General features: G+C 71.0%; 15 protein-coding genes. 7 read left to right on the top strand and 8 right to left on the bottom strand.

Annotation, left to right across the window (positions count from 1 at the left end; all coding sequences use genetic code 11):
- Positions 1-15 precede the first annotated feature (15 nt).
- The 3 genes from KWI83_RS05240 to KWI83_RS05230 form a co-directional block, all read right to left on the bottom strand.
- Complete coding sequence (locus tag KWI83_RS05240) at positions 16-1,122, bottom strand: amidohydrolase family protein (RefSeq protein WP_218513073.1); 1,107 nt, start codon at positions 1,120-1,122, stop codon at positions 16-18.
- 141 nt (positions 1,123-1,263) lie between these two features.
- Positions 1,264-1,575 carry a hypothetical protein gene (locus tag KWI83_RS05235; protein ID WP_218513072.1) on the bottom strand — a complete coding sequence of 104 codons (312 nt, stop codon included), beginning with the start codon at positions 1,573-1,575 and terminating at the stop codon, positions 1,264-1,266.
- Positions 1,576-1,621: 46 nt separating this feature from the next.
- Complete coding sequence (locus tag KWI83_RS05230) at positions 1,622-2,590, bottom strand: heme o synthase (protein ID WP_256361766.1); 969 nt, start codon at positions 2,588-2,590, stop codon at positions 1,622-1,624.
- A 360-nt stretch (positions 2,591-2,950) separates the two neighbouring features.
- Here KWI83_RS05230 and tkt point away from each other — a divergent pair, with 360 nt between their 5' ends.
- Genes tkt through pgl form a run of 5 tightly spaced genes read left to right on the top strand, consistent with a single transcriptional unit; the run spans position 2,951 to position 9,592 of the window.
- Positions 2,951-5,059: a transketolase gene (gene tkt / locus KWI83_RS05225; protein WP_218513071.1), complete on the top strand. Its 2,109-nt coding sequence runs from the start codon at positions 2,951-2,953 to the stop codon at positions 5,057-5,059.
- 34 nt (positions 5,060-5,093) lie between these two features.
- A complete protein-coding gene (gene tal / locus KWI83_RS05220; RefSeq protein ID WP_218513070.1) occupies positions 5,094-6,212 on the top strand; it encodes a transaldolase in 1,119 nt (372 codons plus the stop codon).
- 4 nt (positions 6,213-6,216) lie between these two features.
- Positions 6,217-7,740, top strand: coding sequence for a glucose-6-phosphate dehydrogenase (gene zwf, locus KWI83_RS05215; RefSeq protein ID WP_218513069.1), 1,524 nt, complete (start codon positions 6,217-6,219; stop codon positions 7,738-7,740).
- Entirely contained in the window at positions 7,737-8,813 is a 1,077-nt protein-coding gene (gene opcA / locus KWI83_RS05210; protein ID WP_218513068.1) for a glucose-6-phosphate dehydrogenase assembly protein OpcA, read from the top strand. Before zwf ends, opcA begins: the two co-directional genes overlap by 4 nt.
- The gene (gene pgl / locus KWI83_RS05205) at positions 8,810-9,592 is read left to right on the top strand and encodes a 6-phosphogluconolactonase (protein ID WP_218513067.1); all 783 of its coding nucleotides are present in this window, start codon (positions 8,810-8,812) and stop codon (positions 9,590-9,592) included. Before opcA ends, pgl begins: the two co-directional genes overlap by 4 nt.
- A gap of 31 nt (positions 9,593-9,623) precedes the next feature.
- Here the strand turns inward: pgl and KWI83_RS05200 are convergent, their stop codons facing one another.
- The 5 genes from KWI83_RS05200 to KWI83_RS05175 all read right to left on the bottom strand — a co-directional run bounded on the left by KWI83_RS05200 (position 9,624) and on the right by KWI83_RS05175 (position 16,495).
- Positions 9,624-10,463 carry a carbohydrate ABC transporter permease gene (locus tag KWI83_RS05200; RefSeq protein ID WP_218513066.1) on the bottom strand — a complete coding sequence of 280 codons (840 nt, stop codon included), beginning with the start codon at positions 10,461-10,463 and terminating at the stop codon, positions 9,624-9,626.
- On the bottom strand, positions 10,460-11,818 hold the full coding sequence (locus KWI83_RS05195; RefSeq protein WP_218513065.1) for a carbohydrate ABC transporter permease: 1,359 nt from the start codon (positions 11,816-11,818) through the stop codon (positions 10,460-10,462). Before KWI83_RS05195 ends, KWI83_RS05200 begins: the two co-directional genes overlap by 4 nt.
- Before the next feature lies 1 nt (position 11,819).
- Complete coding sequence (locus tag KWI83_RS05190; protein WP_218513064.1) at positions 11,820-13,145, bottom strand: ABC transporter substrate-binding protein; 1,326 nt, start codon at positions 13,143-13,145, stop codon at positions 11,820-11,822.
- 13 nt (positions 13,146-13,158) lie between these two features.
- A complete protein-coding gene (locus KWI83_RS38140) occupies positions 13,159-15,057 on the bottom strand; it encodes a glycoside hydrolase family 13 protein (protein WP_256361765.1) in 1,899 nt (632 codons plus the stop codon).
- 169 nt (positions 15,058-15,226) lie between these two features.
- Positions 15,227-16,495, bottom strand: a complete 1,269-nt coding sequence (locus tag KWI83_RS05175; RefSeq protein WP_218513063.1) for an ABC transporter substrate-binding protein — start codon at positions 16,493-16,495, stop codon at positions 15,227-15,229.
- A 124-nt stretch (positions 16,496-16,619) separates the two neighbouring features.
- Between KWI83_RS05175 and KWI83_RS05170 the strand changes: the two genes are divergently transcribed.
- Positions 16,620-17,135, top strand: a complete 516-nt coding sequence (locus KWI83_RS05170) for a PadR family transcriptional regulator (protein ID WP_218513062.1) — start codon at positions 16,620-16,622, stop codon at positions 17,133-17,135.
- A complete protein-coding gene (locus KWI83_RS05165) occupies positions 17,132-17,884 on the top strand; it encodes an ABC transporter ATP-binding protein (protein ID WP_218513061.1) in 753 nt (250 codons plus the stop codon). Before KWI83_RS05170 ends, KWI83_RS05165 begins: the two co-directional genes overlap by 4 nt.
- The last annotated feature ends 4 nt before the right edge of the window (positions 17,885-17,888 follow it).

Here is a 17,888-nt window from a genome sequence, read left to right as displayed (position 1 = left end):
CCCCGGCCAGGGCGCTCACTCCAGCCCGTACACCCGGCGCGCGTTCCCCGCCGCGATGAGGCCCGCGACCCGCTGGGCGTCCGCCAGGGACCAGGCGCCCTCGGCCACCCAGGTGCCCAGGACGCGGGCCAGGGCCTCGCGGAACAGGCGGGCGCCCACCACGTGCAGCTCGGGCAGGCCCTGGGCCCCGCTGGAGAAGAGGATCTTGCCGAAGGGGGCGAGTTCCAGGATCTCGGCGAGGACGGTGGCGGCGCGGGCGCCGGTGCGGACCAGGGCGGCGCCGGAGTCGGCGTAGACGTGCGGGAAGACGCCGGCGAGGTGGGCGGCGTGGCGGTGGTACGGGTAGCCGTGCAGCAGGACCAGGTCGGTGCCCATGCCGGCCGTCGCGCGGACGAAGTCCGTGAGCAGCACCGGGTCCGTGCGGTCGATGCGCAGGCCCGGTTCACCGAGCCCGGCGTGCAGCTGGAGGGGCAGGCCGGAGGCGACCGCGATCCACAGCAGATGCCGCAGCAGCACCGGGTCGCTCAGCTCGCCGCCGACCCGCCGACCGGCCAGCCAGCGGCCCGCCGCGCCCCGCACTTCACCCGCCCCCGGCGGCTCGGGCGCGAGCGCGAGGCCGTGCCGGACGCCCGCGACCGAGGTGAAGGCGACGGCGTTCGCCGCGGCCCCGTGCACCGACTCGGCGAGGTTCGCCAGGAACGACTCGACGGTGCCGGAGGTGTCGGCGACCTGCTCGGCCAGCAGTTCCAGGCGGACGATCTCACGTGCATCGGCGGTCGCGGTCGAGGCCATCTCGGCGGGGCCGGTCAGGTCGCCGGGCAGTCCGGTGTCGATGAGATACGTCGTGATGCCGCTGCCGCGCAGCAGCCGCCGGGCCGCCTCCAGTACGCCGAGTTCGCGACGCCGGGCGAGATAGCGGGCGGGCGGGCAGTGCGGTTCCAGGCCGAGCAGCGGGGGGCACCAGCGGCGTACCGCGAAGCCGGTCTGGGTGTCGAAGAGGGTGGTGCCGGGGGCGGGCGGGCCCTCGGTGCGGGCCAGCTGGGCCTCGAAGGTGCCGAGGCCCAGCTCCGTTCTCAGAACGCCGTGGCAGTACTGGTCCACGAGGGACGGCGTTTCGATCATCCGGACTCCCGGGACTGGGCCACGTACTCCTACGAGTCCTAACGGGTGAACCGGGTGTCAGGTGTTGCGTTCCCCGCACCGGCGGAAAAACGTCCGGGAAAAGCCCGGGAGAGCGCGGAAAGCCCGGGAAAGGGGTGGTGCTCAGCCGCCGATCTGGATTCCGGCCATCCGCTTCCACTCGTAGGGGCCGGTCTTCACCTTCGCCGCGAACTCGCCGTCGAAGGACTCGTGGACCGTGAGGCCGGACTTCTCCACCGCCTTCTCGGCGGTCGCGTACGTCGGTGCCACCAGGTCGCCCCAGCCGCCGTCCTCGCCGACGAGCACGATCCGGGCGCCGCTCCGGCCGAGATACGAGACCTGGGCCTCCGCCCCGCCGTGCGCCCTGGCGAAGGCGTTGATCTGCTTGGCGAGCCGGGTCACCCGGCGCTCGTCCACCTGCTGCGTGTCTCCCATGGACACGATGCTACCGGCGAGTAGCACAGACGGAAAGGGAGGGCCGCTAGCGCAGGAACGGGTCCACCGCCACCGCCACGAACAGCACCGACACATAGGTGATCGACCAGTGGAACAGCCGCATCTCCTTCAGCTTCGCGCCCGTCACCTCGGCCTTCGCCCGGTTCTGCAGCGCGTGCGCCTCCCACAGCCACCAGCCGCCCGCCGCCAGCGCGACCAGCGTGTAGAACCAGCCGGTGTAGCCGAGCGGGGTCAGCAGCAGGGAGACCGCGACCATGACCCAGCTGTAGATCACGATCTGCTTGGCGACGACCTTGTTGGACGCGATGACCGGCAGCATCGGCACGCCCACGCGCGCGTAGTCGTCCCGCACCTTCATCGACAGCGGCCAGTAGTGCGGCGGCGTCCAGAAGAAGATGACCATGAAGAGGATGAACGGCGCCCAGGAGAGGGAGTTCGTCACGGCCGTCCAGCCGATGAGCACCGGCATGCAGCCCGCGATGCCGCCCCAGACGATGTTCTGCGAGGTACGGCGCTTGAGGATCATCGTGTAGACGACGACGTAGAAGAGGAGCGCGCCGAGGGCGAGCCAGGCCGACAGCCAGTTGACGGCGAGGCCGAACAGCAGGGTGGAGGCGACCGCCAGGGCGATGCCGAAGGCGAGGCACTCGCCGGGGCTGACCATGCCGGTGACCAGCGGACGCTGCGAGGTGCGGTCCATCAGCGCGTCGATGTCGCGGTCGATGTACATGTTGAGCGCGTTGGCGCCGCCCGCGGACAGGTACCCGGCGAGGCAGGTGACGAGCACGAGGCCTAGGTCCGGCACGCCCTGCTCGGCGAGGAACATCACCGGCACGGTGGTGATCAGCAGCAGCTCGATGATCCGCGGCTTGGTCAGCGCCACGAACCCCTTGACACGGGCCCCGAACGGCCGGTGACTCGGGCTCTGGCTCGTCCCGATTACCCCCGCAGGACGGGATTCAACGGCCGTCACGCACACCCCTGACAGAGACATCCCAGCAAGCCCGAACCGTGTGAGGTCCCGGTAAAGGCTCGCGCGTACCACGCCACTGTAGACGTTGCCCATACCGCGACCTTCGCGGGGGTGGGGTCGTGTTGGACAGCGTGCTCCGAGGTGCGCGGAGGGCGTCGATTGAGCACTCGGACGAGCGGCTGCGTATTCACTTGCCGAATACGGAAACGACCCGGTGGGGAGGCGGATCCACGACACTCCCGGCACTCTGGAATGACGCGAAAAAACGCACGTTCTTACGGGGGTAGGCTCGACTACGGCCGGTGGGCGCCATGTGCACCGGCAGCCGGTGTACGCGCAGGACACCGGCCTTCGACATGTGGAGAGGAGCCCTGACCCAGGGTGAGCACCAAGCCGACCACCACAGACCTCGAGTGGACCGAGTTGGACCAGCGGGCCGTGGACACCGCCCGCGTCCTGGCCGCCGATGCCGTACAGAAGGTCGGCAACGGCCATCCCGGTACGGCGATGAGCCTGGCGCCGGCCGCCTACACCCTCTTCCAGAAGGTGATGCGGCACGACCCGGCGGACGCCGACTGGGTCGGGCGGGACCGTTTCGTCCTGTCCGCCGGTCACTCGTCCCTGACCCTCTACACCCAGCTGTACCTGGCCGGCTTCGGCCTGGAGCTGGACGATCTGAAGGCCTTCAGGACGTGGGGTTCGAAGACCCCGGGTCACCCCGAGTACGGCCACACCGTGGGCGTCGAGACCACCACCGGCCCGCTCGGCCAGGGTGTCGCCAACGCGGTCGGCATGGCGATGGCCGCCCGCTACGAGCGCGGCCTGTTCGACCCGGACGCAGCCCAGGGCGAGTCCCCGTTCGACCACTTCGTCTACTGCATCGCCGGTGACGGCTGCCTCCAGGAGGGCATCTCCGCCGAGGCCTCCTCCCTCGCCGGCCACCAGAAGCTCGGCAACCTGATCCTGCTGTGGGACGACAACCACATCTCGATCGAGGGCGACACCGAGACCGCCGTCTCCGAGGACACGGTCAAGCGGTACGAGGCCTACGGCTGGCACGTCCAGCGCATCGCCCCGAAGCCGGACGGCGACCTGGACCCGCACGCGATCTACAACGCCATCGAGGCGGCCAAGAAGGTCACGGACAGGCCGTCCTTCATCGCGATGCGCTCGATCATCGCCTGGCCCGCCCCGAACGCCCAGAACACCGAGGCCGCGCACGGCTCGGCGCTCGGCGACGAGGAGGTCGCGGCCACCAAGCGCGTCCTCGGCTTCGACCCGGAGCAGACCTTCGAGGTGGCCGACGAGGTCATCGCCCACACCCGGGGCGCCCTCGAGCGGGGCCGGCAGGCGCGGGCCGAGTGGGAGAAGTCGCTGCAGGAGTGGCGCGACAACAACCCGGAGCGCGCCGCCGAGTTCGACCGGATCAGCAAGGGTGAGCTGCCCACCGGCTGGGAGGAGAAGATCCCGGTCTTCGAGGCGGGCAAGGGCCTCGCCACGCGCGCCGCGTCCGGCAAGGTGCTGCAGGCGCTCGGCGCGGTGATCCCGGAGCTGTGGGGCGGCTCGGCCGACCTGGCCGGCTCGAACAACACGACGATCGACAAGACGTCGTCGTTCCTCCCGGCGGACAACCCGCTGCCCGAGGCGCAGCCGTACGGCCGCACGATCCACTTCGGCATCCGTGAGCACGCCATGGCCGCGGAGATGAACGGCATCGCGCTGCACGGCAACACCCGTATCTACGGCGGCACGTTCCTGGTGTTCTCCGACTACATGCGCAACGCCGTCCGCCTGTCGGCGCTGATGCACCTGCCGGTGACGTACGTCTGGACGCACGACTCCATCGGTCTCGGTGAGGACGGCCCGACGCACCAGCCGGTCGAGCACCTGGCGTCGCTGCGCGCGATCCCGGGGCTGAACGTGGTCCGCCCGGCGGACGCCAACGAGACCGCGATCGCCTGGCGGGAGATCCTCAGGCGCTGGACCAAGGAGTTCGGCAAGGGCGCCCCGCACGGTCTCGCGCTGACCCGCCAGGGCGTGCCGACGTACGAGCCCAACGACGATGCCGCGCGCGGCGGTTACGTGATGTTCGAGGCCGAGGGCGGCGAGGCGCAGGTCATCCTGATCGCGACCGGTTCCGAGGTGCACGTGGCCGTCGAGGCGCGCGAGCGGCTCCAGGCCGACGGCGTGCCGACGCGGGTGGTGTCGATGCCGTCCGTGGAGTGGTTCGAGGAGCAGGACCAGGGGTACCGGGACAGCGTGCTGCCGCCGTCCGTGAAGGCTCGTGTCGCGGTCGAGGCAGGAATCGGCCTCACCTGGCACAAGTACGTCGGGGACGCCGGTCGCATCGTTTCCCTGGAGCACTTCGGGGCTTCGGCCGACGGCAAGGTCCTTTTCCGCGAGTACGGCTTCACCGCCGAGACCGTCGCCACCAAGGCGAAGGAGTCGATCGCGGCGGCCCGGGAATCGATCGCCGCCACCCGGCGCTGACGCTCATATACGACACGTAGGAGATGGAATTTCCATGACAGACGCACTGAAGCGCCTCTCCGATGAAGGCGTCGCGATCTGGCTGGACGACCTGTCGCGCAAGCGGATCACGTCCGGCAACCTCGCCGAGCTGATCGACCAGCAGCACGTCGTGGGCGTCACCACCAACCCGACGATCTTCCAGAAGGCGATCAGCAGCGGTGACGGCTACGAGCAGCAGCTCGCCGACCTCGCCGCCCGCAAGGTCACCGTCGAGGAGGCCGTCCGCATGATCACCACGGCGGACGTCCGGGACGCCGCCGACATCCTGCGCCCGGTCTTCGACGCCACGAACGGCCAGGACGGCCGGGTGTCCATCGAGGTCGACCCGCGCCTCGCGCACAACACCCGCGCCACCGTCGCCGAGGCCCGGCAGCTGGCCTGGCTGGTGGACCGGCCCAACACCCTGATCAAGATCCCGGCCACCAAGGCGGGCCTGCCGGCGATCACCGAGACGATCGGCAACGGCATCAGCGTCAACGTCACGCTGATCTTCTCGCTGGAGCGCTACCGCGAGGTCATGGACGCCTACCTCTCCGGCCTGGAGAAGGCGAAGGCGAAGGGCCTCGACCTCTCCCTGATCCACTCGGTGGCGTCCTTCTTCGTGTCCCGCGTGGACACCGAGATCGACAAGCGGATCGACGCGCTCGGCACCGACGAGGCCAAGGCGCTGCGCGGCAAGGCCGCCGTCGCCAACGCGCGGCTCGCCTACCAGACGTACGAGGAGGTCTTCGGCTCGGACCGCTGGAGCGCGCTGGAGAACGCGGGCGCCAACAAGCAGCGTCCGCTGTGGGCGTCGACCGGCGTGAAGGACAAGGCGTACAAGGACACCATGTACGTCGACGACCTGGTCGCGCCGAACACCGTCAACACCATGCCCGAGGCCACCCTGCTGGCCACCGAGGACCACGGTGAGATCACCGGCAACACCGTCGCCGGGACGTACGAGCAGGCCCGGGCCGACCTCGACGCGGTCGAGCAGCTCGGGATCAAGTACGACGACGTGGTCCAGCTTCTTGAGGACGAGGGCGTCGAGAAGTTCGCGGCGTCCTGGAACGACCTGCTGGCCTCGACCGAGGCCGAGCTGAAGCGACTCGCCCCTTCGGAGGGCTGACACCTTGTCGAGCAGCAACCCGCTGCGTGACCCCGCAGACCGACGGCTCCCGCGTATCGCGGGGCCGTCGGGCCTTGTCATTTTCGGCGTCACGGGCGATTTGTCACGAAAGAAGCTGATGCCCGCGGTGTACGACCTCGCGAACCGGGGTCTGCTGCCGCCGGGCTTCTCGCTGGTCGGGTTCGCCCGCCGCGAGTGGGCCAACGAGGACTTCGCGCAGGAGGTCCACGACGCGGTCAAGGCACACGCCCGCACGCCGTTCCGCGAGGAGGTCTGGCAGCAGCTCATCCAGGGGATGCGCTTCGTGCAGGGCACCTTCGACGACGACGACGCATTCGAGCGGTTGCGCGCCACCATCGACGAGCTGGACAAGGCGCAGGGCACGGGCGGCAACTTCGCCTTCTACCTGTCGGTGCCGCCGCGCTCCTTCCCGGTGGTCATCCAGCAGCTGAAGAAGCACGGGCTGGCGGACCAGACGAGCGGCTCGTGGCGCCGCGCGGTGATCGAGAAGCCGTTCGGGCACGACCTGAAGTCGGCCGAGGAGCTGAACAAGGTCGTCCACGAGGTCTTCGCCCCGGACCAGGTCTTCCGGATCGACCACTACCTGGGCAAGGAGACCGTCCAGAACATCCTGGCGCTGCGCTTCGCCAACACGATGTTCGAGCCGATCTGGAACCGGTCCTTCGTGGACCATGTGCAGATCACCATGGCCGAGGACATCGGCATCGGCGGCCGGGCGGGGTACTACGACGGGATCGGCGCCGCCCGTGACGTCATCCAGAACCACCTGCTGCAGCTGCTCGCGCTGACCGCGATGGAGGAGCCCGCCTCCTTCGACGCGGACGCGCTGGCCGCGGAGAAGACGAAGGTGCTGGGTGCCGTGAGGCTGCCCAGGGACCTGGGCCGCGACACCGTGCGCGGACAGTACGCGGCGGGCTGGCAGGGCGGCGCGAAGGTCATCGGCTACCTCGAAGAGGACGGCATCGACCGCGCGTCGAAGACCGACACGTACGCCGCGATCAAGCTGGAGATCGACAACCGGCGGTGGGCCGGTGTGCCGTTCTACCTGCGCACCGGCAAGCGCCTCGGCCGCCGCGTCACCGAGATCGCGGTGGTCTTCCAGCGCGCCCCGCACTCCCCCTTCGGCGCGACGGCCACCGAGGAGCTGGGCCAGAACGCGATCGTCATCCGCGTCCAGCCCGACGAGGGCGTCACCGTCCGCTTCGGCTCCAAGGTGCCGGGCACCTCGATGGAGATCCGGGACGTCTCCATGGACTTCGCGTACGGCGAGTCCTTCACGGAGTCCAGCCCGGAGGCGTACGAACGGCTGATCCTGGACGTCCTGCTGGGCGACTCGAACCTCTTCCCGCGCACCGAGGAGGTCGAGCTGTCCTGGAAGATCCTCGACCCGATCGAGGAGTACTGGGACAGCAACGGCAGGCCCGCCCAGTACCCGGCCGGAACGTGGGGGCCCGTCGAGGCGGACCAGATGCTCGAACGAGACGGACGGAGCTGGCGCCGGCCATGAAGATAGACCTCACCGACACCACGGCCAGCAAGGTCAACAAGGCGCTCGTGCAGGGCCGCCGGGCGATCGGCACGCCGGCCGTCGGCATGGTCCTCACCCTGGTCGTCGTCACCGACGAGGAGAACGCCTACGACGCCCTGAAGGCCGCCGGCGACGCCTCGCGGGAGCACCCCTCGCGCACCCTCGTCGTCATCAAGCGCGTCTCACGCACCCCCCGCGACCGCACGCAGTCCCGCCTCGACGCCGAGGTGCGGGTGGGCGCGGACGCGGGCATCGGCGAGACGGTCATCCTGCGGCTGTACGGCGATGTGGCCGACCACGCCCAGTCGGTGGTGCTGCCGCTGCTGCTGCCGGACGCCCCCGTGGTCGTCTGGTGGCCGGTCAACGCGCCCCTCGACCCGGCCAACGACCCGCTCGGCGCGCTGGCCCAGCGCCGGGTCACCGACACCTACGCCGCCGAGCAGCCGGTACGGGAGCTGTCCGCCCGCGCCGGCACCTACACGCCCGGCGACACCGACCTGTCGTGGACCCGGATCACGCCCTGGCGCTCGATGCTGGCGGCGGCCCTCGACCAGGTCGTCTGCGAGGTCAAGGGCGTCGAGGTGGAGGGCGAGGAGTTCAACCCGAGCTGTGAGCTGCTGGCGATGTGGCTCGCGGACCGGCTGGACGTCCCCGTCCGGCGCTCGCTGTCCGCCGGGCCCGGTCTCACGGCGGTCCGCATGGACACCGACTGCGGCCCGATCACCCTCGACCGCGCCGACGGCTCGCTGGCCACGCTGTCCATCCAGGGCCAGCCGGACCGTGCGGTGGCGCTGAAGCGGCGGGAGACGGCCGAGCTGATCGCCGAGGAGCTGCGGCGACTGGATCCGGACGACACGTACGCGTCGGCGCTGCGGTACGGGGTGGACCGGCTGAACGCGTCGGCCTCGGTCGCCGTGGAGGAGCCGCCCGCCAAAGGAGAAGGCCTCGGCGACGAGCCGGAAGCCGTCCCGGCTCCCGTCGAAACCGCTGCGAAAGCACCCGCGAAGGACGCGGCGGCGCCGGCACCGGTGAGGAAGGCGGCGGCGAAGTGAGCACACCGCAACTGGTCGTCCACCGCGACAAGGAACTGATGGCGCAGGCCGCCGCGGCCCGGCTGATCACGAAGATCGTGGACGCCCAGGCCTCGCGCGGCACCGCGTCCGTCGTCCTCACCGGCGGCCGCAACGGCAACGGCCTGCTGGCCGCGCTGGCCGCCGCGCCCGCCCGGGACGCCATCGACTGGGCCCGCCTGGACCTGTGGTGGGGCGACGAGCGCTTCCTGCCCGAGGGCGCCCCGGACCGCAATGTCACCCAGGCCCGCGAGGCGCTCCTCGACTCCGTGCCGCTGGACCCGGAGCGGGTGCACGCCATGCCCGCGTCGGACGGCCCGTACGGTTCGGACGTCGACGCGGCGGCGGCCGCCTACGCCGAGGAACTGGCCGGGGCGGCGGTCCCGGAGAACCACGCCCCGGTCCCGACGTTCGACGTCCTGCTGCTGGGCGTCGGCCCGGACACCCACGTGGCGTCCCTGTTCCCGGAGCTTCCCGCGGTGCGGGAGACGGACCGCACGGTGGTCGGCGTCCACGGCGCCCCCAAGCCCCCGCCGACCCGCATCACCCTCACCCTCCCGGCGATCCGGGCGGCCCGTGAGGTGTGGCTGCTGGCGGCGGGCGAGGACAAGGCGAACGCCGCGGCCATGGCCCTCTCGGGCGCGGGCGAGGTCCAGGCCCCGGCGGCGGGCGCGTACGGCAGGCAGCGCACCCTGTGGCTGCTGGACGCGGCGGCGGCCTCCCGGCTGCCGAGGTCGCTGTACCCACCGGCTTCGCCGTGAGCGACGGGGCGGCGCGGCCTGCGCGCCGCCCCTACTTCACCGACCCCGCCATCACCCCCTGCACGAAGTGCCGCTGGAACGCGAAGAACACCACCACCGGCACGATCAGCGAGACGAAGGCGCCCGGCGCCAGTACGTCGATGTTGCTGCCGAACTGCCGTATCTGCGACTGGAGTTCCACGGTCAGCGGCTGTGAGGAGCTGTCCGCGAACAACAGGGCCACCAGCATGTCGTTCCAGACCCACAGGAACTGGAAGATGGCGAGGCTGGCGATGGCCGGGCGACCCACCGGCAGGACCAGGCGGGTGAAGATGCGCCACTCGCTGCCGCCGTCCATCCTGGCCGCCTCCAGCATCTCCTTCGGCATCTCGGCGAAGTAGTTGCGCAGGAGGAAGACCGCGAACGGAAGGCCGTAGGCGACGTGGAAGAGGACCACGCCCGGGATCGTGCCGAACAGGCCTAGCCGGCCGAAGAGTTTGGCCACCGGCAGCAGGCCGATCTGGACCGGCACCACCAGCAGCGCGACCACCAGCAGGAACAGCGGCTCGCGGCCCGGGAAGTCCAGCCAGGCGAAGGCGTATCCGGCGAGGGCCGCGATGACGACGACCAGGACCGTCGTCGGCACCGAGATCAGGACCGTGTTCCAGAAGGCCTGCGTGATCCCGGCGTTCTCCAGCAGCGCCGAGTAGTTGTCGAAGGACAGCCGGCCGGGGCTGGTGAACACCGTCCACCAGCCGCCCTTCGCCGTGTCCTCGGCGGACCGCAGCGACGACAGGAACAGCCCGGCCAGCGGGGTGAGCCAGATCAGGCCCACCACCACGAGGAAGGCCTGGACCAGGCTGTTGCCCAGGCTCCGTCGGACGGTGTTCATCGCTGGCTCCTTCGGAATCGGCGGACGTTGAAGACCATCGCGGGGATCACCAGGAGCAGCAGCAGGACGCCCAGCGCGCTGCCGAGGCCCTGGTCGTTGCCCCCGCCGAAGGACACCAGCCACATCTGTGTCGCCAGCACGGTCGCGTCCTGCTGCACGGGGCCGGGCGCGATGATGTAGACGAGGTCGAAGACCTTCATCACATTGATCACCAGCGTCACGAACACCACCGTCAGCACCGGCGCCAGCAGCGGCACCGTGATCTTGCGGAAGATCTGCCACTCGTTGGCGCCGTCCATCCGCGCCGCCTCCAGCGCGTCCCGCGGCAGCGTCGACAGCCCCGCGCCGATCAGCACCATCGCGAAGCCGGTCCAGATCCACAGGTACGCCCCGATGATCGCGGGCGTCACCAGCGTCGGCCCGAGCCAGGAGATGCCGTCGTAGGGCGGGGCGAAGTTCGAGGCGGGCAGCCGCAGCGTGTACGAGCCCGGGTCCAGGCCCGCGAAGCGGAAGGAGCCGTCGGACGCCGTGGTCGTCGTACCGGCCGTCCTTCCGTCGCGCACCGCCTCGACCGTGATCTCGGGCAACCCGCTCTCCTGCCGGTCGACCCGGCCCTGCTGCCCTCCCCCACCGGGCGTGAAGTCCAGGTACACCACTCCGCGCAGCTCACCGGCTCCGGCCTTCCGTTCGGCCGCGGCATACGCGGGCTGCGCACCGCCGGGCAGGTCACCGGGCAGCACCCCGACCAGGCCGAGCGCCACGGTCTCCCCCGGCGACACACTCGCCGTCGTCCGGTACGCCCCGTCCGCCTCCTTGGTCATCCCCTGGCCGTCGCGCGCCCGCGCGGTCGGATAGGACGACGTGCCCTGGAAGGCGTCGTGGACGGAGACGACGGCGGCGTTCAGCACGCCCTTGTCCGGGTCCTCGTCGTAGGCGAGCCGGAAGATGATGCCCGCGGCGAGGAAGGACACCGCCATCGGCATGAACAGCAGCAGTTTGAACGCCGTCGCCCAGCGGACCTTCTCCACCAGCACGGCCAGGATCAGCCCGAGCCCGGTGAGCAGCGTCGGTGCCACGACGACCCAGATCGCCGTGTTGCGTACGGCCTTCAGCGTCGCCGGGTCGCGGAACATCTCGGTGTAGTTGTCGCCGCCCACGAAGCGGGTGCCGGACGCGTCGAAGAAGCTGCGGCCGACGGAGAACAGCACGGGGTAGACGACGAGGGCGCCGAGCAGGAGCAGGGCGGGGAGGACGAAGAGCAGGGCGACGAGCGGCCCCCGCCGCCGCGGGCGCCGGCCCTTCCCGGCGCCCGCGGCGGCCGGACGGCTCGCGTCTTTCACCAGCGTGGCCGCCATGTCAGCCCCGGTACGCCTTCGCCGCCGCGGCCTCCAGCTCGGCCGCGGTGCCCTTCGGGTCCGACGGGTCGCGCAGGAAGTCCTGCAGGATCTTCCACTCGCCCGCGCCCTTGGTGCCGCCGAAGGCGGCCGGTGCCTGGTCGGACATGTCGAAGCGGACCGAGTCGCCCGCGTCGACCAGCGACCTGGCGGTGGCCCGGGTGACGTCGTCGCCGTAGGAGGCGAGGTCGAGCTTCCTGTTCGGGGACAGGAAGCCGCCCGCCTCGGCCCACACCGCCGCGGCCTCGGGCGTGGCGAGGTACTCCAGGAGCTTCATCCCGGCCTCGGCGTTCTTGCCGTCCTTCAGGACGACGGCCGCGTCGCCGCCGCTGACGACCGGCGCGTCACCGCCGCCGACCGCCGGGAAGGGGAAGAAGTTCGCGTCCTCGCCGATGGTCCGGCCGAACTGGTCCTTGGCGACCCCGGCGACGAAGTCCCCCTCGTAGACCATGCCGGCCTCGGGCTTCGGCCCGAACACCTTCTCCACCGAGCCGGGGAAGTCGGTGTTGAGGGCTCCCTTCTGGCCGCCCGCTATCAGCTGCTTGTCCTTGAACAGCTTGCCGAGCGTCGTCAGCGCCTCGACCACCGACGCGTCCGTCCACTTCAGCTGGTGCGCGGCGAGGGCGTCGTACTTCTCGGGCCCGGCCTGGGAGAGGTAGATGTTCTCGAACCAGTCGGTGAGCGTCCAGCCGTCCTGCCCGGCCACCGAGAAGGCGGCGAGCCCGGAGTCCGAGATGGTCTGTCCGGCCTTCAGCATCTCCTCGTACGTCGTCGGCGGCTCGACCCCGGCCTGGGTGAGGGCGTCGGGGCTGTACCAGACGGTCGACTTGTGGGCGGCCTTGAAGTACAGGCCGTACAGCGTGCCGTCGACGCTGCCGTACGTCTTCCAGACGTCCGCGTAGTTGGCGTCGACGGCGGACTGGGCGGTCTGGGACAGCGGCTTGAGCCAGCCCTCCTTTGCGAACTGCTGGAGCACGCCGACCTGCGGGACCATCACCACGTCGGGGGCGTTGCCGCCCTCGATCTTGCTGCCGACGACGGTGGAGACGTTGTCCCCGGTGGACACGAACTGGGTCTTCGCGCCCGTCTTCTGGCTGAAGGCGTCGAGCACCTTCTGGAAGTTCTTCTGCTCGCTGCCGGACCAGACACCGGCCACGGTGACCGTCTGGCCACTGAGCGCCTTGTCGCCGCCGCCGGCCGTGACGGGTCCGCCGCCGCAGGCGGTCGCGCCGAGCGCCAGGACGAGGGCGGTGCAGCCGGTGAGCAGGGTGGTACGTCGTCGCATCATCGTTGATGTCCCTTCAGGGGTTGGGAGTTGACGTGGGGTCGGTGATCCACCAGGCGGTGGTGGAGCCGGGCAGCACCCCCGCGTCCGGGCAGGGCCCGCTCGCCAGCAGGGGGGTGCCGGGGACCGGCGCGGGTGTGGGGGCGGTGCCGAAGTTGACGGCGCAGACCAGGTCGTCGCCGCGGGCGAAGGCCAGGACGCCCGGCGGGGTGTCCAGCCAGCGCAGCGTGCCCTCGCCCAACTGGGGCAGTGAGGCGCGCAGTTGGAGGCCGTCGCGGTACAGGTGCCAGAAGGATCGGGTGTCGGCGAGGGCCCGGTCGGTGGCGTGCTCGGCGAACCACTCCGGTTGCGGCAGCCATGGCTTGACGCCCTCGACGCCGGAGGTGAAGCCGAACGGCGAGGCCTGCCCCGACCAGGGCAGCGGCACCCGGCAGCCGTCGCGTATCCGGGCCCGGCTGCCGGTGCGGCGGAAGATCGGGTCGGTGAGCACGTCGTCGGGCAGATCGACGACCTCGGGCAGCCCCAGCTCCTCGCCCTGGTAGATGTACGCGGCTCCGGGCAGCGCCAGCATCAGCAGCGCGGCGGCACGGGCACGGGCGGCGCCCAGGGCCTGCGTCGGAAGTGGCGTCGTCCGCCCGAAGGGCGGGCCGGGCGGCGTCGTGGGGGTACCTCCCGCCCGAGCCGTGCGAAGCGCGGTTCGAGGGTGGGGGAGCGTGCTCTCGGCGTGCCGGGCGGAAGCCCTCGTACTGGACGTACTTGGGCTTTCACCCGGTGCGGCGAAGGGGGTCCCCCCGTCCGAGCCGTGCGAAGCCGGTTCGAGGATGGGGGCGCGTGCCGGGCGTCGGCCGGCAGGCGCCACTTCCGACGCAGGCCCTGAGCCGCTGCCCTCGGGGGCGAGTTCGCCGTAGCGGGTGACGGTGCGGACCTGGTCGTGGTTGTTGAGGACCCAGGTGACCGTGGAGCCGGTTCCGGCGATGTCCTGCATGGCCTCGGAGATGACCTTGCGGAAGGCGTCGGGGTTCCAGGGGGCGCCGAGCAGGTCGAAGAAGAAGGCCTGGTGGAGTTCGTCCGGGCGGACGTACCGGGCGTGCTCGCGGGCGGATGGCACGGACACCTCGCCGACCAGCAGTCGTTCCCGGCCGTCGCGGGCGGCGTACTCGTCGCACAGGGCGCGCCACTGCCGCCATACGTCGTGCACCTCGGGCTGGTTCCAGGCGAGCGGGTTGACCGAGTCGCGGGTGCGGGCGTCGGCCTCCGGGTCCGGGGAGTCGGGCAGGTCGGGGTGCTTGAAGAGGCCGGCGGCCACGTCGATGCGGAAGCCGTCGACGCCGCGGTCGAGCCAGAAGCGGAGGATGCGGGCGAACTCGGCGCCGATCTCGGGGTTGCGCCAGTTCCAGTCCGGCTGCTCGGGCGTGAACATGTGCAGGTACCACTGGCCGTCGGCGACCCGGGTCCAGGCCGGGCCGCCGAACATGGCGTGCCAGTTGTTGGGCGGCTCGGCGCCGTCCGGGCCGCGGCCGTCGGCGAAGTGGAACCGGGCGCGGGCCGCGCTGCCGGGCGGCGAGGCCAGCGCCTCACGGAACCAGGGGTGCTCGCTGGAGCAGTGGTTCGGGACGATGTCCAGCAGCACCTTGACGCCGAGCCGCCGGGCGGCCCGCACCAGGAGGTCGAACTCGGCGAGATCGCCGAACAGCGGGTCGACGTCGCAGTAGTCGGCCACGTCGTACCCGTGGTCGTGCTGCGGCGACGGATAGAAGGGGCTCAGCCAGATCCCGTCGACACCGAGCTTCTTCAGATACGGCAGCCCGGCCCGGACCCCGGCGAGGTCGCCGACGCCGTCGCCGGTGCTGTCGAGGAAGCTGCGGACGTACACCTGGTAGATCACCGCGTCGCGCCACCAGTGGTGCCTGTTCAACCCATTGATCCATCTCTATGAGGGCAGCGGTTATGCATGCATGTTAAGTAGGCGTGACGTGAGGGTGTCAACGAACAGACGGAACCTACCGGGGAGTTGAACGGCACATACGCGGACTTATATGGACATCCCGCATCCAGTTGAGATGTCGGCGTTACCTAACAGGTAACTATCGGCCGGAGAGGGCGGCCAGCTCGCGCGCCAGCCGTCGCACCGCGCCCTCGGGCGTCTCACGGCCGGTCATCGCGTCGTGCACGACCGCCTGCACCACCAGGCTGACCTGGTCGTAGCGCGGGCTCTTGGGGCGCGGCGCCGCCGCGAGGACGCCCGCGCGCAGGGTCGGCAGATAGGGGAAGTCCCGGACCAGCTCAGGGTCCTCGTACAGCGCGGCCCGCACGGGCGGCAGCGCGCCGCGTGTGAGCACCTGTCGCTGGACGGGCTCACTGGTGAGGTACGCGATCAGGCGCGTGGCCGTGTCGGGGTGCCGCGCGTGGCTGCTGACGGCCAGGTTGGAGCCGCCGAGCACACTCGTGCCCGGCCCGTCCGGCCCGGGCAGGGGCACGGCCCCGACCTTCCCGGCCAGGGGAGAGCCCTCGGCCGACGCGGCGGCGTAGGCGTAGGGCCAGTTGCGCAGGAACAGCAGACGGCCGTCGAGGAAGGCCTGCTTGGACTCCTCCTCCTTGTACGTCAGCGCCTGCTGGGGGATCCAGCCCTCGCGGACGCCGCGGGCGAGGAAGCCGATGCCCTCGCGGGCCGCGTTCGAGTTCACGGTGACGCGTTCGCCCTCGTCGCCGAGGATGGTGCCGCCCGCCGAGTACACGGCCTCCGCCGCGTTGACGGTGAGGCCCTCGTACGGCAGGAACTGTCCGGCGTAGCCGTCGAGGCCGTACTTCGGCGCGACGGTCCTCGCCGCCCGTTCCAGCTCGGCCCAGGTGCGCGGCGGTGGGACGCCCTCCTTGGCGAGGACGTCCTTGCGGTACAGCAGCAGCCCGGCGTTGGTGACGTACGGGACGGCGTACAACCGCCCGTCGTACGTGGCGGTGTCGACGACCGGGGGCAGGAAGCTGCCGAGCGGGAAGCGGTCGCGCGGCAGCGGGCGGATCCAGTCGGCCGCCGCGAACTCGGAGGTCCAGGCGACGTCGATGTTGAGGACGTCGAAGCGGCCGCGTGCCTCGCGCAGGTCGGTGATCATCTGCGCGCGGGTCTCGTCGGCGGAGTCCGGCAGCTCGACGAGCGTGACCTGCTCGGCGGGGTGGGCGCGGTTCCAGTCCTGAAGCAGCGGGCCGAGATAGCCGGTGAGGTCTCCCGCGGTGGCCAGGGTGAGCAGGCCACGGCCGCCCGCGGCGTGGTCGTCGGCGCGGGCGCCGGAGGCGACGTAACCGGTCAGTACGACGACGAGGACGAGGAGGCCCCTACCGGCGGCGCGTATCCACCGCATAGGTTCCTCCCTGTACACCGGCAACGGGCCCCTTCGCCCGGAGTCAGACGCCATGTATACCTGTTAGGTATGGGCGATACTAGGGCGTGGAGCACACTACGCAGACGCGGGGAGGAGAGCACGAGTGCGCCTGCCCCTCCTGGCACTCCTCGCGCGCGGCCCGGCCCACGGCTACGAGCTCAAGCAGGACCTTTCGCAACTGCTGGGCGCCGCGTACCCTCAGCCGAACATCGGCCAGATCTACGTCACCCTCGGCCGCCTGGAGAAGTCGGGACTGATCGAGGGCGAGGAGGTCGAGCAGTCGAGTCGGCCCAACAAGAGGATCTACCACCTCACCGACGCCGGGCGTGAGGCGCTGCACGCCTGGTACGAGGAGACGGCGGACGAACCGCGGGTCCGGGACGAGTTCTTCATGAAGCTCGCGCTCGCCCCGCAGACAGGGCTGGCCGACCAGATCGCGCTGATCAACAGACAGCGGCGCCAGTATCTGAACACCATGCGCAGCCTGTCGAAGCTGGCCGCCGCCGAGAACCGGGACAACCGCATCGCCCAGCTGCTGATCGAGGGCGCGATGCTGCATCTGCAGGCCGACCTGGACTGGTTGGAGCGCTGCCAGGAGGAACTGGAGGAGTCGGAGTGAGCGAGCACCACCCCACTCCTGCGCTGCGCGCCGAAGGCCTGGTCAAGACGCACCACGGCGAGGGTGCCCCGGCGCATGCCGTGCGCGGGGTCGATCTCGGTGTGGCGCGCGGCGAGTTCGTGGCCGTCACCGGTCCGTCCGGCGCGGGCAAGTCGACGCTGCTGCATCTGCTCGGCGGACTCCAGCGCCCGGACAGCGGCAGCATCTGGCTGGACGGCGCGTGCACGGACTCCTACAGCGAGGCGCGCTGGGCGGTGGAGCGCCGGCGGCGCATCGGGATCGTCTTCCAGTTCTTCAACCTCGTCTCCAACCTGTCGGTCGCGGACAACGTCGAGCTGCCCGCCCTCCTCGCCGGGGTGCCGCCGAAGCGGGCCCGCGCCGAGCGGGAGGCGCTGCTGGCCGAGCTGGGGCTGGCCGGCAAGGAGCGCAGCATGCCGGGCGAGCTGTCCGGCGGTGAGCAGCAGCGGGTCGCGCTGGCCCGCGCCCTGGTCAACCATCCGCCGCTGCTGCTGGCCGACGAGCCCGCGGGCAGCCTGGACAGCCGGGGCACCCGCGAGGTGATGCGGCTGCTGTCCCGCTTCCACCAGCGTGGCCAAACGATCCTGCTGGTCACCCATGACGCCCGGCTGGCGAGCGCCGCGGACCGGGTCATCAGCTTCTTCGACGGGCGGATCGTGGACGACGCGGAGCTGACCGGCACCCCGTCACGCCGGGCGGGGGCGTCCGGGGTGCTGGAGCTGAGGGACTGAGGCG

Origin of the sequence: Streptomyces sp. TRM70350 (assembly GCF_019219825.1) — a bacterium.
Classification (GTDB): domain Bacteria; phylum Actinomycetota; class Actinomycetes; order Streptomycetales; family Streptomycetaceae; genus Streptomyces.
Note: the sequence above shows the minus strand (reverse complement) of the source record. Positions and strands in the feature narration are given on the sequence as shown.

Bases quoted from the DNA above. Each gene is read 5' to 3' on its own strand.
- opcA (WP_218513068.1), top strand. From the start codon at position 7,737: ATGAAGATAGACCTCACCGACACCACGGCCAGCAAGGTCAACAAGGCG.
- KWI83_RS05240 (WP_218513073.1), bottom strand. From the start codon at position 1,122: ATGATCGAAACGCCGTCCCTCGTGGACCAGTACTGCCACGGCGTTCTG.
- KWI83_RS05230 (WP_256361766.1), bottom strand. From the start codon at position 2,590: ATGTCTCTGTCAGGGGTGTGCGTGACGGCCGTTGAATCCCGTCCTGCG.
- tal (WP_218513070.1), top strand. From the start codon at position 5,094: ATGACAGACGCACTGAAGCGCCTCTCCGATGAAGGCGTCGCGATCTGG.
- KWI83_RS05200 (WP_218513066.1), bottom strand. From the start codon at position 10,463: ATGAACACCGTCCGACGGAGCCTGGGCAACAGCCTGGTCCAGGCCTTC.
- KWI83_RS05235 (WP_218513072.1), bottom strand. From the start codon at position 1,575: ATGGGAGACACGCAGCAGGTGGACGAGCGCCGGGTGACCCGGCTCGCC.
- KWI83_RS05190 (WP_218513064.1), bottom strand. From the start codon at position 13,145: ATGATGCGACGACGTACCACCCTGCTCACCGGCTGCACCGCCCTCGTC.
- KWI83_RS05175 (WP_218513063.1), bottom strand. From the start codon at position 16,495: ATGCGGTGGATACGCGCCGCCGGTAGGGGCCTCCTCGTCCTCGTCGTC.
- KWI83_RS05195 (WP_218513065.1), bottom strand. From the start codon at position 11,818: ATGGCGGCCACGCTGGTGAAAGACGCGAGCCGTCCGGCCGCCGCGGGC.